The sequence below is a fragment of the Pseudomonas sp. Z2-11 genome (assembly GCF_054161305.1).
On the sequence record NZ_CP096395.1, the window covers coordinates 5336054 to 5349289 of the forward strand.

Annotated in this window: 13 protein-coding genes; 5 read left to right on the forward strand and 8 right to left on the reverse strand. The window is 62.3% G+C overall.

Annotated elements, in window-relative coordinates:
* Positions 1 to 63 precede the first annotated feature (63 nt).
* On the forward strand, positions 64 to 1401 hold the full coding sequence (locus M1E16_RS23750) for an MFS transporter (RefSeq protein WP_458128530.1): 1338 nt from the start codon (positions 64 to 66) through the stop codon (positions 1399 to 1401).
* Between the two features lie 154 nt (positions 1402 to 1555).
* Here M1E16_RS23750 and M1E16_RS23755 read toward each other — a convergent pair whose 3' ends face one another.
* On the reverse strand, positions 1556 to 2434 hold the full coding sequence (locus M1E16_RS23755; RefSeq protein WP_458128531.1) for a DMT family transporter: 879 nt from the start codon (positions 2432 to 2434) through the stop codon (positions 1556 to 1558).
* 245 nt (positions 2435 to 2679) lie between these two features.
* Between M1E16_RS23755 and ypfJ the strand changes: the two genes are divergently transcribed.
* Together ypfJ and M1E16_RS23765 are read left to right on the forward strand one after the other, a co-directional pair.
* Complete coding sequence (gene ypfJ / locus M1E16_RS23760) at positions 2680 to 3567, forward strand: KPN_02809 family neutral zinc metallopeptidase (RefSeq protein WP_434655494.1); 888 nt, start codon at positions 2680 to 2682, stop codon at positions 3565 to 3567.
* Positions 3568 to 4515 carry an alpha/beta hydrolase gene (locus M1E16_RS23765; protein WP_458128532.1) on the forward strand — a complete coding sequence of 316 codons (948 nt, stop codon included), beginning with the start codon at positions 3568 to 3570 and terminating at the stop codon, positions 4513 to 4515.
* Between the two features lie 123 nt (positions 4516 to 4638).
* Here M1E16_RS23765 and M1E16_RS23770 read toward each other — a convergent pair whose 3' ends face one another.
* The 3 genes from M1E16_RS23770 to M1E16_RS23780 form a co-directional block, all read right to left on the reverse strand.
* Positions 4639 to 5232 (reverse strand): HAD family hydrolase, encoded by a 594-nt coding sequence (locus tag M1E16_RS23770; protein ID WP_458128533.1) that lies wholly within the window; start codon positions 5230 to 5232, stop codon positions 4639 to 4641.
* The gene (gene tesB, locus M1E16_RS23775) at positions 5229 to 6098 is read right to left on the reverse strand and encodes an acyl-CoA thioesterase II (protein ID WP_072411434.1); all 870 of its coding nucleotides are present in this window, start codon (positions 6096 to 6098) and stop codon (positions 5229 to 5231) included. The genes M1E16_RS23770 and tesB overlap by 4 nt, the downstream gene beginning before the upstream one ends.
* Positions 6099 to 6203: 105 nt before the next feature.
* Positions 6204 to 6773: a GNAT family N-acetyltransferase gene (locus tag M1E16_RS23780; RefSeq protein WP_434571658.1), complete on the reverse strand. Its 570-nt coding sequence runs from the start codon at positions 6771 to 6773 to the stop codon at positions 6204 to 6206.
* Between the two features lie 72 nt (positions 6774 to 6845).
* Here M1E16_RS23780 and M1E16_RS23785 point away from each other — a divergent pair, with 72 nt between their 5' ends.
* Complete coding sequence (locus tag M1E16_RS23785; RefSeq protein ID WP_458128534.1) at positions 6846 to 7766, forward strand: histone deacetylase family protein; 921 nt, start codon at positions 6846 to 6848, stop codon at positions 7764 to 7766.
* A 281-nt stretch (positions 7767 to 8047) separates the two neighbouring features.
* A complete protein-coding gene (locus tag M1E16_RS23790; RefSeq protein ID WP_458128535.1) occupies positions 8048 to 9295 on the forward strand; it encodes a TIGR03862 family flavoprotein in 1248 nt (415 codons plus the stop codon).
* A 70-nt stretch (positions 9296 to 9365) separates the two neighbouring features.
* On the opposite strand, the gene M1E16_RS23795 is transcribed toward M1E16_RS23790, so the two are convergent.
* From M1E16_RS23795 to M1E16_RS23810, 4 genes are all read right to left on the reverse strand, one after another.
* On the reverse strand, positions 9366 to 10703 hold the full coding sequence (locus M1E16_RS23795; RefSeq protein ID WP_458128536.1) for a DEAD/DEAH box helicase: 1338 nt from the start codon (positions 10701 to 10703) through the stop codon (positions 9366 to 9368).
* 58 nt (positions 10704 to 10761) lie between these two features.
* Positions 10762 to 11664: a drug/metabolite exporter YedA gene (gene yedA / locus M1E16_RS23800; RefSeq protein ID WP_458128537.1), complete on the reverse strand. Its 903-nt coding sequence runs from the start codon at positions 11662 to 11664 to the stop codon at positions 10762 to 10764.
* A 375-nt stretch (positions 11665 to 12039) separates the two neighbouring features.
* Positions 12040 to 12651, reverse strand: coding sequence for a 3'-5' exonuclease (locus tag M1E16_RS23805; RefSeq protein ID WP_458128538.1), 612 nt, complete (start codon positions 12649 to 12651; stop codon positions 12040 to 12042).
* Positions 12652 to 12672: 21 nt separating this feature from the next.
* Positions 12673 to 13152 carry a LabA-like NYN domain-containing protein gene (locus M1E16_RS23810; RefSeq protein WP_008012653.1) on the reverse strand — a complete coding sequence of 160 codons (480 nt, stop codon included), beginning with the start codon at positions 13150 to 13152 and terminating at the stop codon, positions 12673 to 12675.
* Positions 13153 to 13236 lie beyond the last annotated feature (84 nt).

Sequence of the window (13236 nt, forward strand, 5' to 3'; positions counted from 1 at the left end):
TGCGGCGCGAGCCTCAATGCAGACCCAGACCACACCATAAGAATTTCAAGAACGGGTGCACCTATGATTCCTTCCCAGAGTTCCCGCCTGGCCCCCGGCCTGAGTGCCGCCCACGACGGCATCGGCGACAAGATCCGTGGCGCCATGGCCGTGGGCAAGACCCGTTGGGGCATGCTTGCCCTGGTGTTTTTCGCCACCACCCTGAACTACATCGACCGCGCCGCCCTTGGGGTGATGCAGCCGATCCTGGCCAAGGAGATGAGCTGGACGGCGATGGACTACGCCAATATCAACTTCTGGTTCCAGGTCGGTTATGCGGTCGGCTTCCTGCTGCAAGGTCGCCTGATCGACCGGATCGGCGTCAAGCGTGTGTTCTTCTGCGCCGTGCTGCTCTGGAGCCTGGCAACCGGCGCCCATGGCCTGGCCACTTCGGCGGTGGGCTTCATGGTCTGCCGCTTCATCCTCGGCCTGACCGAAGCCGCCAACTACCCGGCCTGCGTAAAGACCACGCGACTGTGGTTCCCGGCCGGCGAACGGGCCGTGGCCACCGGTATCTTCAACGCCGGCACTAACGTTGGCGCGATGTTCACGCCGATGCTGCTGCCGCTGATCCTGCACGTGTGGGGCTGGCAGGCCGCGTTCCTGTGCATGGCCGCGCTGGGCGGGATCTGGTTGCTGTTCTGGGGCCTGAAATACTTCAACCCGGAAGATCACCCCAGCGTCAAACAGTCGGAACTGGACTACATCCAGGCCCAGGAAGAACCGGACCAGGTCCGCGTACCGTTCTCCCGTATCCTGCGCATGCGTGGCACCTGGGCCTTCGCCCTGGCGTACTCGATTACCGCGCCGGTGTTCTGGTTCTACCTCTACTGGCTGCCGCCGTTTCTCAACCAGCAATACAACCTGGGCATCAACGTGACCCAGATGGGCATCCCGCTGATCATCATCTACCTGACCGCCGACTTCGGCAGCGTCGGCGGCGGGATCCTGTCCTCGTTCCTGATCGGTCGCGGGGTCAACCCGATCAAGGCGCGACTGGTCTCCATGCTGCTGTTCGCCTGCTGCATCGTTGGGGTAATCATGGCCGCCGGCTCCAGCAGCCTGTGGGTGGCGGTGTTTGCCATTTCCCTGGCCATCGGCGCGCACCAGGCCTGGACGGCAAATATCTGGAGCCTGGTGATGGACTACACGCCCAAGCACATGATGAGCACGGTGTTCGGCTTCGGCGGCATGTGCGCGGCCGTCGGCGGGATGTTCATGACCCAGTTGGTGGGGCACATCCTGACCGTCACCAATAACAACTACACGGTGCTGTTCACCCTGATTCCGGCGATGTATTTCATTGCGCTGATCTGGATGTACTTCATGGCGCCGCGCAAGGTTCCGACCCTGGAAAACTGACCGTGAACTAACGGACAGCGATTTACCCGTGGCGAGGGAGCTTGCTCCCGCTCGATTGCGCAGCAATCGTAAAAAAGCGAGGGCCGCTTCGCAGCCCAGCGGGAGCAAGCTCCCTCGCCACAAAAGCCTGTGCCAGCCATAAAAGGCTTGAGCTTTACTTGCGCCGCTGCTGCCACGCCGCTGCCAATCCACTCAAGCAGATCAGGACGATACCCACCACCGTGGTCAGCGTCGGCGTATGGCTGAACAACAGCCAGCCGAGCAGCCCGGCGAAAATAATCTGGCAATACCCGAACGGCGCCAGCAGCGCCGGGGCGGCGAAGCGGAAGGCCTGGGTCAGCATCAGGTGCGCGGTCATCCCGCAGGCACCCAATGCGAGCATCATCAAGCCGTGGGTCACGCTGGGCAATTGCCAGAAGAACGGCACCAGCGCGCTCATCACCAGGGTATTGCACAGTCCTGCGAAAAAGTTACTGGTGGTCGGGCTGTCGATCTCGCTGAGCTTGCGCGTGAGCAATTGGTAGAAACAGAAAAACAGCGCCGAACAGAACGGCAACAGCACCGCCGGCGTGAACAGATCACCACCGGGGTGAACGATGATCAGCACCCCGATAAATCCGAAGATCACCGCGATCCACTGACCGCGCGTCACGTGTTCGCCCAGCAACGGCACTGACAGCGCGGTGACCAGCACGGGGGCGAGGAAGTTGACCGCGGTCGCCTCGGCCAAGGGGATGTACATCAGCGCCGTGGTGAAAAACAGACTGGTGCCCAACAGGCACAACGCCCGGGCCAGTTGCCACAACGGACGCTTGGTCCGCAGCACCCGCAGCCCCGAGCGCGGCAGGAAAATGCCCGCCATCAACAACGTGTGCACCACGTAACGGGCCCAGACCACCATGATGATCGGATAAAAACCCGAGAGATATTTGGACAACGCGTCGTGACTGGAAAACAGGAACGTTGCGACCAGAATAAGCACGATGCCCTTGAAAGCCTGGTTGACGCCGGAGAGCGGAGTGCTGACGGTCATGAGGGAAACCTGCGTTGCTTGATGAAAGGCCGTGATCCTTGATGCACTTGTTGGGCCAGCGAGGATTCCGATAGTTCTGATCCGAAGTGTAATGAAAATTCCGCCCTCGGGCAGGACCGGCGCACCGATGAACCAAAATCCCTGTCAGTTGCCTGAAAGCTCAAGCATGCGCGCACCTTGCGCTCCTGAAAGCTAGACTCTTCGCCACAGCCATTCTTCGCACGGTCATTCAGAGGATTTCCCCCATGTTATGGAAAAAAGGTCGCCGCAGTGACAACGTGGTGGACGCCCGCGGTGACGGTGGGGGCGGCGGCGGGATGCGTTTTGGTGGCGGCAAGGGCTTGAGCCTGACGGCCATTATCCTGATCGTCGGCATCGGCTGGATCACCGGCCAGGACCCCATGCAGATTCTTGGGCAACTGACCGGGCAGATGGACCAGGCTTCCGCGCCCGCTCCTTCGCAAACGCGCCAGGCGCCACCGGCCAACGACGAACAGGCTGAATTCGTGCGCTCCATCCTGGGCGATACCGAAGACACCTGGGGCCAGGTTTTCCAACAGGCCGGGCGCCAGTACCAGCAACCGAAGCTGGTGCTGTTCAGCGGTCGGGTCAACTCGGCGTGCGGCCTGGCTTCCGCGGCGACAGGCCCCTTTTACTGTCCGGCGGACCGGCAGGTTTACCTGGACATGAGTTTCTTCAAGGAAATGTCCCAGCGCTTTTCCGCCGCCGGAGACTTTGCCCAAGCCTACGTCATCGCCCATGAAGTGGGCCACCACGTGCAGACGCTGCTCGGCGTGTCGGCGAAAATCCAGGAAGCGCGCCAGCAAGGCAGGCAAATGGAAGGCGACGGTGGTTTGCTGGTGCGTCAGGAATTGCAGGCCGATTGCCTGGCGGGCGTCTGGGCCAACCATGCGCAAAAGCGCCTGAACTGGCTTGAACCGGGCGATATCGAAGAGGCCTTGACCGCCGCCAATGCCATTGGCGACGATCGCCTGCAGCAACAAGGCCAGGGCCGCGTGGTGCCGGACTCGTTTACTCACGGCACCTCGGCACAACGGGTGCGCTGGTTCAAGACCGGTTTTTCTCAAGGCCAGGTCAGCCAGTGCGACACCTTTGCGGCGAAAACCCTGTAGATGAAGTGGCGGGCATTGATCGGGCTGGTGCTGTGCTGCGCCGTAGCCCAGGCCGAGGAACACGGCGTCAAGGTGATCGCCGAGGGACGCTTGCAGATCAGGGGCGGCGCCATGGCCGTCGGTGTCAGCCCGCCACCGGCCTCGATCGAGCGGGTGCTGATCATCCTCCATGGTCGGCTGCGCAATGCCGATACTTACTTGCACAGCGCTGAAAAAGCCGCGGCACAGGCCGGTCAGTCGGCGACGACGTTGATCATTGCCCCACAATTTCTCAACGAACATGACGTAGCGCGCCATCAGTTGCCTGCTGAAATCCTGCGCTGGCAGGGCAACGACTGGATGGCGGGAGGCCTGTCCACGGGGCCGAAACCGCTCAGTTCATTCCAGGTGCTGGACGACATCGTTGCGCGGGTCAGCGACCGCCAGCAGTTTCCCGCAGTGAAAGACATCGTCATCGCCGGCCACTCCGGCGGCGCCCAAGTGGTGCAGCGCTATGCCCTGCTTGCCCATGGCACTTATCGCATCAGCCCACGGTTCGTGATCGCCAACCCTTCGTCCTATGCCTACCTGGACGCACAGCGGCCCATGGCGTTCGACCCGGTCAGTTGCCCAGGCTTCAATCGCTGGAAATACGGCCTGGAGAACCTGCCCGCCTACGCTACCGGGCAAACGCCCGCCCAGCTGGAAAATCGCTACATCACGCGCGACATCGTCTATCTGCTGGGGCAACAGGACATCGACCCGGAACATCCGGCGCTGGATAAAGGTTGTGAAGCGCAGACACAAGGGGCTTATCGGCTGCTACGGGGGCATTTCTTCTTTGACTACCTGAACCGGCGTCACCCGCAAGGGTTGAATCAGCGACTGATTGAAGTGCCCGGGGTTGGGCATGATGGGGATGGGATGTTCAATTCACCGGAGGGGTTGAAGGTGTTGTTTGGGCAGTGAACGTTGTGTCGACCGGGAAACCCGTTCGCGAGCAGGCTCGCTCCCACAGGGGACCTGCGGTGGTCCTGAATCGCTGTGGGAGCGAGCCTGCTCGCGAAAGCGGCAAGTCAGGCACCGCCCGAATCAAGCCGAAAGCATCCGCCGCAACTCGGCGCAGTCACGCGCATGCCAGTCCGTCAACTCAGGCCAGGGATTGTCCGGCAGATTCACCAGCACCGTCCGCGCGCCCGCCGCGCGGCCGCAGTCGAGGTCAAAGCGGTAGTCGCCCACCATCACCATGGTCTCGGGCGCCACGTTCCAGGCCTCGGCCAGTTTCAACAGGCCACCGGGATGAGGTTTGGGCGGCGCTTCATCACGGCCGAGAACGTCCTCCACGGCAAAACAATCGGCCAGGCCGATCGCGTCAAGCGTCACGTGGGCGAGCTCGCGGGCATTGCGCGTCAGGATGCCCAGGCGATAACCACGCCCGGCCAACTGGCGGACCAGCTCCACCGCCCCCGGCGCGGGCCTGGAGCCCAGCGCCAGGTCCCGCTCGTGTTCCAGCAACCAGGCATGTTTGGCCGCGGCTTCTTCAGCGGGCAATCCCGCCAGATGCGTGAGGATGTCGTCTTCAGGCGGAATCGCCAGGGCCACGCGGATCGCGGCGAAATCATGCACGGCGATGGTCAGCGTGCCGTCCATGTCGAAAACCCAGTGCCGCACATCGGCCAGGCTCATGCCCAGTCCTTGCGATGGCGGATCAGGCCTTCCTGGGTCACCGAGGCCACCAGTTGCCCGGCGCGATTGAACACACTGCCGCGGGAGAAACCACGGGAATTACCGGCCCAGGGGCTGTCCATGGCGTAGAGCAACCAGTCATCGGCGCGCAGGTCGGCGTGGAACCACAACGCGTGGTCGAGGCTGGCGACCTGCATGTCCTTGTGCCAGACCGATTTGCCATGAGGCAGCAACGAGGTGGTCAGCAGGCCGAAATCCGACGCGTAGGCCAGCAGGTATTTATGCAGGGCCGGGGAATCCGCCAAGGCGCCATCGGCACGAAACCACACGTACTTGACCGGATCGGCCGGTTGCGGGTTGTACGGGTCCTTTTCGGTGACCGGGCGCACCTCGATCGGCTTTGGGCACAGCAGTTTTTCGCGCATGTGTTCAGGCAACAGGTGCGCGCGCTGCTGGGTCAGTTCCAGTTCCGAGGGCAGGTTTTCCGGCCCGACGACTTGCGGCATGGTGCTCTGGTGCTCGAAGCCCTGCTCGTCGTACTGGAACGACGCGCTGCAGGTGAAGATCGGGTTGCCCTTCTGGATCGCCGTGACCCGTCGGGTGCTGAAGCTGCCGCCATCACGCACGCGATCCACCTGGTAGACCACCGGCAACGCCGCATCGCCCGGACGCAGGAAGTAGCCATGCATCGAATGCACATGGCGCGCCTCTTCCACGGTCTGGCTGGCCGCCGACAGCGACTGGCCCAGCACCTGGCCGCCGAACAGCTGGCGAAAGCCCAGGTCTTGGCTGCGACCGCGAAACAGGTTCTCTTCGATCGGTTCCAGGGTCAGCAGGTCGACCAGATCTTCCAACACGTGGCTCATTCAGATTTTCCTCACACAGCACAAAACCGCGCAGGCTGTGCTGCGGCGGCGGATCGATAATTGGCCCGGGGCCATTTTGGCGGGCATTGTAAACGTCCGTGTCGGTTAACCGTGAAGGGTCTGCAACCATTGCTCACGATTGATGCGATAGAGCACATGGTGACGCAATGGATGACCGACCGCGAGCTTTGGGTGTTCGAAATCATCGTCCGGATCGTGCTGCATGCCGATGGCCTGCATGACCTTCTGCGAAGGCAAGTTATCCACAGCGGTAAACGCCACCACTTCATCCAGGCCCAGGCGGTCGAAGGCACAACGCAACGCGGTCCATGCGGCTTCGCTGGCATACCCCAGCCCCCAGTGTTCGCGCGCCAGGCGCCAGCCGATTTCCACCGCCGGGGTGAAATGCGCATCGAACCCGACCACGCCCAGCCCGGTAAAACCGATGAAGGCACCGGTGTCCTTGCGCTCCAATGCCCACAAACCAAAACCATGCTCGGCAAAATGCCCGCGCACCCGGCCGATCAACGCAGCGCTTTCCAGGCGACTCAGGGGGGCCGGAAAATAACGCATCACTTGCGGATCGGCAGACATCGCCGCAAACGCCGGCAGATCTTCATCGCGCCACTGCCGCAGAATCAGCCGTGCGCTTTCCACTTCCAGTATCGGCTCCATCTTCACTCCCTTTCCATGCCCAGAGTCTACATCGCTGGTAGGATCCGTCACTCACCCGCCACTGAAAACACCATGCCGCTACCGCTGATCTACCACGAAGACTACAGCCCCGAATTCCCTGCGGAGCACCGTTTCCCCATGGACAAGTTCCGCCTGCTGCGCGATCACCTGGTGGACAGCGGCCTGGCCCGGGACGCGGACCTGCTGCGTCCGGCCCTATGCCCGCCGGACATCCTCGCCTTGGCCCACGATCGCGCCTATATCGAACGCTACATGGGCGGCGAGTTGTCCCGCGAAGACCAACGGCGCCTCGGCCTGCCCTGGAGCGAAGCCTTGGCTCGCCGAACGGTACGCGCCGTCGGCGGATCACTGCTGGCCGCCGAGCAGGCCCTCGAGTACGGACTGGCCTGTCACCTGGCCGGCGGTACCCATCACGCCCACTACGACCACCCGGCCGGATTTTGCATCTTCAATGACCTGGCGGTGATCAGCCGCTATTTCCTCGCCAGCGGTCAGGTCTCGCGAGTGCTGATTTTCGACTGCGACGTGCACCAGGGCGACGGTACGGCTCGAATACTCCATGACACTCCCGACGCCGTGACAGTTTCCTTGCACTGCGAAAAGAATTTTCCTGCACGCAAGGCGCAAAGCGACTGGGATATTCCCCTGCCGATGGGCATGGAGGACGCCGCCTACCTGAAAGTCGTCGATGACGCGCTCAATTACCTGCTGCCGCTCTATCAGCCGGATCTGGTGCTCTATGACGCTGGCGTCGATGTGCACAAGGACGATGCCCTCGGTTACCTGAAGCTGACCGACGAAGGCCTCGCCGCCCGGGACGAGAGCGTCATGCGCCATTGCCTGGGCCGGGACATTCCGGTAGTCGGCGTGATCGGCGGCGGCTATAGCAAGGATCGCAAGGCCCTGGCCCGCAGGCACGGAATCCTGCACCACAGCGCACAGAAGGTCTGGACGTCATCAGGTTGTCATTGAAGTCTGGGTGCGTTACCCACAATGCCTGTGGAGCGGCCTGTGGATAACCTGAGCGAAAGGGCCTGCAACCTATGCCGTCTATAGCTCGCAAGAGCTTGGCTGTTTTTTAACCAGACTTTCCACGCATCCTGTATCCCCCCTGTGGGAGCGAGCCCGCTCGCGAATACGGTGCGCCAGTTGATAGTCATGTAACTGACACACCGCATTCGCGAGCAGGCTCGCTCCCACAGGGATTCGAGCTGGTAGAATGCCCCGCCTACTCCTGTCCCCACAGCCCGATCATGACCTCGACCACCAAGTCTTCCACCCCAAACATCGCCATCATCGGCGGCGGCCCCGCCGGCCTCATGGCGGCCGAGGTGTTGAGCCAGGCCGGCCTCCAGGTCGACCTGTACGACGGCATGCCATCGGTGGGCAGGAAATTTCTGCTGGCCGGTGTCGGCGGCATGAACATCACTCACTCGGAAGCTTTCCCGGCGTTCCTCTCCCGCTACGGCGAACGCACGCCGAATATCGCCCCGCTGCTGCGGGCATTCGGCGCCGATGAGTTGTGCGAATGGATTCACGGCCTGGGCATCGACACCTTTGTCGGCAGCTCCGGGCGGGTATTTCCTACCGATATGAAGGCCGCCCCGCTGCTGCGCGCCTGGCTCAAGCGCCTGCGCGACGCCGGCGTGGTGATTCATACGCGCCACCGCTGGCTTGGCTGGAATGCCGACGGCAGCCTGCGCATTGCCAGCCCGGACGGGGAAAAGGCCCTACAGCCCGACGCGACCTTATTGGCGCTGGGAGGCGGCAGTTGGTCACGCCTGGGCTCCGACGGTGCCTGGATGTTGCCGCTGGAACAGCGCGGCGTGGCCCTCGCGCCCTTGCAGCCAAGCAACTGCGGGTTCGATGTGCCGGGCTGGAGCGATCTGCTGATCGCCAAATTTGCCGGCACCCCACTGAAGAACATTGCCATCGGCCTCGACGATGACGTGCCACGCCTCGGCGAATGCGTCATCACCGCCACCGGCATCGAGGGCAGCCTGATCTATGCGCTATCGGCGCGGATTCGTGAGGCTATCAACCAACACGGCAGCGAGACCATTCATCTGGACCTGCTGCCGGGCCGGCCTGCGGACAAGATTCTCCTGGCATTAAGCAAGCCGCGCGGTTCTCGCTCGATGGCCAAGCATCTGCACAGCCAGTTGGGGCTCGACGGGGTGAAGGCAGCGTTGTTACGGGAACTGACTTCAGCCGATTGTTTTGCCGACATGGCGCGGCTGGCCCAGGCGATCAAGGCGTTGCCGGTCACGCTGGTGAAAACCCGTCCGCTGGACGAAGCCATCAGCAGTGCCGGCGGCGTGACCTTCGAGGCACTCGATGAGCGACTGATGCTCAAGCAAGTGCCCGGCGTTTTCTGTGCGGGAGAGATGCTCGATTGGGAAGCGCCGACCGGCGGGTACTTGCTTACGGCATGCTTTGCCAGCGGCCGTGCGGCGGGGTTGGGGATGGTGGAGTTTCTTCGAAACAGCCGCGAGCTATAAGCTGCAAGCTGCAAGCTGCAGACCATACACATCCAACTTGCCGCTCGCAGCTTGGAACTTGCGGCTGCCGTCAAGGCTTACGCTTGCGCGGTCCGGTATTGAACACCGGCACTTTTCGCACAGGTTTCACCGAAGGCTCCACCGGCCCCGAGTCGCCACTGTCCACCCACTTGCCAAGGTTGCGCTTGCCGCCACCGCCGGAAGCTTTCGGCTTTTTTGGTTTTTTCGGTTTCTTGATCACCTGGCCGCTGGCATCGGTTTCCGGCACGCGATGCTCAGGTTCGAAATCCTGTTCCATCTGTCGGGGCAATGCCTGGCGGGTCAGGGTTTCGATGGCCGACAGCAGATTCACTTCATCGGCGCAGACCAGGGAAATCGCCTGCCCGGTGGCACCCGCACGGCCCGTACGACCGATACGGTGGATGTAGTCCTCGGCGACGATCGGCAAATCGAAGTTCACCACCAGCGGCAAGTCCTCGATGTCCAAGCCACGGGCCGCGACGTCGGTGGCCACCAGGATCTGCACTTCGCTGGCCTTGAAACGATCCAGCGCACGCTGGCGGGTCGCCTGGGGTTTGTCGCCGTGGATGCCATCGGCGTTGACGCCCAGGCCCTGGAGTTTTTCCACCAGTGCATCGACGCCGTTGCGGGTCTTGGCGAATACCAGCACCTGCTTCCACTTGTGCTTGCGCATCAGGTGAATGAACAGTTCCGGCTTGCGCTTCTTGTCCACCGTCACCACCCATTGCTTGACGGTGTTGGCGGCCACGTTGCGCGGGCTCACTTCGATGCTCAGCGGGTCGTTGAGCATCTGCCCGGCCAGCAGGCGGATCGCATCGGAGAAGGTCGCCGAGAACAGCAAGGTCTGGCGCTTCTTCGGCAGGGCCTTATAGATGTTCGCCAGTTCTTCGGAGAAGCCCAGGTCGAGCATGCGGTCGGCCTCGTCCAGCACCAGGGTCTGCAACTGGTTGAACTTCAGCGCGTTCTGGCGGAACAGGTCGAGCAAGCGGCCCGGCGTGGCCACCAGCAAGTCGACGCCTTTGCGCAGCTTCATCATTTGCGGGTTGATGCTGACGCCGCCGTACACGGCGTAGGTGCTCAGCGGCAGGTTCTGCGCGTACTGGCGCACGCTTTCATGGACCTGCTCGGCCAGCTCGCGGGTCGGCACCAGAATCAGCGCGCGCACCGAGTTGGCGGCAACTTTCGGTCCTTCGGTGGTCAACAACTGCAACAGCGGCACGGCGAAACCGGCGGTCTTGCCGGTGCCGGTCTGGGCTGCGGCCATCAGGTCGCGACCGGCGAGCACCGCCGGCATAGCTTGGGCCTGGACCGGGGTCGGCGTCTGGTAGCCGAGCGTCTCGAGGGCGCGCAGCAGGGGTTCGATCAGGCCAAGAGTGGCGAAAGTCATGGAGATACCGTAGGAAAAATCAGCGCAAGGTGTGCAATGCGCGGCAGTTTACCCTAAATCATGATTCGGCCGGTGCGGGCTTGGGCTTGCGCCACTGCGGCAATCCGATCAGGACCACGGCGCTGATAATCACCAGCATCGCCAAAGCCTCTTCAATACCGATGGTTTCCCCGGCGAAGACGATCCCCAGCAACACCGCCACCGCCGGGTTGACATAGGCGTAGCTGGTGGCTGCGGCCGGACGCACATGCTTGAGCAAGTACATGTAGGCGTTGAAGGCGATGATCGAACCGAAACCGATCAGATAGACCAGCGCGAACCAGCCTTCCAGCGGCGGCATGCTTTCCAGGCGCTCGCCACTGGCGAAGCTGCCGATCAACAGCACCACGCCGGCCACCAGCATCTCCACGGCGCTGGCCATGGCGCCTGCGGGTAGTTGCACATGTTTACTCAACACCGAACCGAAGGCCCACGAGGCGGCGGCGAACACCAGCAAAGCCGCCCCCAACGGGCTCGACTGCAGGTTGGAACCCAGGTTGAGCATGGCAATGCCGATCAACCCCAACACAATCCCCGCCCACTCGAGACGGGTATTGCGTGCACCCCAGAAATACCCGCAGAGCAAGGTGAACAACGGCACCGTCGCCACGGCCAGCGCCGCCACGCCCGAAGCTACGCCTGTATGCTCGGCGATACTCACCGCACCATTGCCGAAGGTCAGCAGCAACACCCCAATCAGCGCCCCGGCCTTCCACTGCGCCCAGGTCGGCGCCGGTGCCCCGCGCCAGCGCAGGAAGCCATACATCAACGACCCGGCGATCACGAAACGAATCCCGGCCAGCAGCAAGGGCGGCCAATGCTCGACGCCGATGCGAATCACCAGGTAGGTCGATCCCCAGATGACGTACAAGGCGAAGAAGGCAGCGATCAATGGCAACGGAAAACGGCGTGGGCCAGGCATGTTCAGCTCGAAGTCAGGACGATGAAACCTGTCATTCTAAAAAGGCAATCGACAGAAATTAAGTTACAAAATCTGTTTATCCGAGCCATACACTTTTCAAGACACAGTAAATGACTCATCAACACAATCCACCCCGTGGGAGCGAGCCTGCTCGCGAAAGCTACAGACCAGCCAACATCGATGCCGACTGACACACCGCCTTCGCGAGCAAGCTCGCTCCCACAATGGAGCTTGTGCTGTACGCATCATCTGAGTAGCCATCGAACCCTGTGGGAGCGAGCTTGCTCGCGAAGGCGTCCGCCCTGCCAACATCTGTGGTGGCTGACACACTGCTTTCGCGAGCAGGCTCGCTCCCACAGGAGAGTTGTGCAGTGTTCAGAACCCGCGATGGCGCTTGAGATGCTCGTTGATCTTCGCTGCCGGCACCTTCTGCAAGCTGCACAGCAGATCATGGGACAGCTCCCGCAACCCATGCTTTTGCCGCAGCTCCGAGGCCAGGTGCGCGGTGAGGTTGGCGGCCATTTCGGCGTCGGCCATGGCCCGGTGAGCCTGGCCGGTGTAGGGCAGGCCGGCGAAAGCGTTGAGCGTGCCGAGCTTGTGGTTCGGCGCCGCTGGCATCAGGCGTCGGGCCAACAGCAGTGAACAGGCAAAATTCTGCAAGCGGGTGCGCTTGATTCGTCCCAGTTCGAAGTCCCAGAACTTCTGGTCGAACGCGGCATTGTGGGCCAACAGCGGCGTAATGCCGACGAACTCGTTGACCTCGTTCATGACCTTTTCCGCTGGCGGTGCGCTGCGCAGCATGGCATTGCTGATACCGGTCAGTTGCTCAATGAAGGCCGGCACGCGCACGCCGGCGTTCATCAGGCTCTGGTAACGGTCGACTATCCGGCCTTGCTCAAGGATCACCACGGCGATTTCGGTGGCCCGGCAACCGCTGCTCGGGGTGATGCCGGTGGTTTCAAAGTCGATGACTGCGATGCGTTCCAAACCGGTGGGGCTCCTTGAAAATCAGTTCTTGAGCAGCAACGCGCCTTCGATCGGCACGTAGCGGCTGGCGGCGCGGATCAGCGAGTTGGCGGTCAGCCCAGGTACTCCATAGGCCACAGCCTGCACGCCGTGTTTGCTGATGATGCGTTCGAGCAACATGTCGAAATCGCCATCACCGGAGGCCAGGACCACCTCGTCGACATGGTCGGCGGCGTCCATGATGTCCAGGGTGATGCCCACGTCCCAGTCGCCCTTGGCCGAGCCGTCGCTGCGCTGGATATAGGGCTTGAGTTTCACGATGAACCCCAGGTTGCGCAGGATCTGCTGGAACTGCTGTTGCTTGCTGTCACCGCGATCGATCGCGTAGGCATAGGCCTCGACGATCTGCCCCTGCTTGCTCACATCAGCCCACAGCGCCGCGTAGTTGAAATGGCAGCCATAGGCTTGGCGCACGGTGTAGTAGAGGTTCTGGACATCGGCGAACACTGCGATTTTTTTCACCGCGTTTCCTCTTGAATGCACACGCACGCAGGCCACCCGGGCCGAAAAGTCACCCAGTATGCCAGTCTCGAGGAGCGTTCCGCG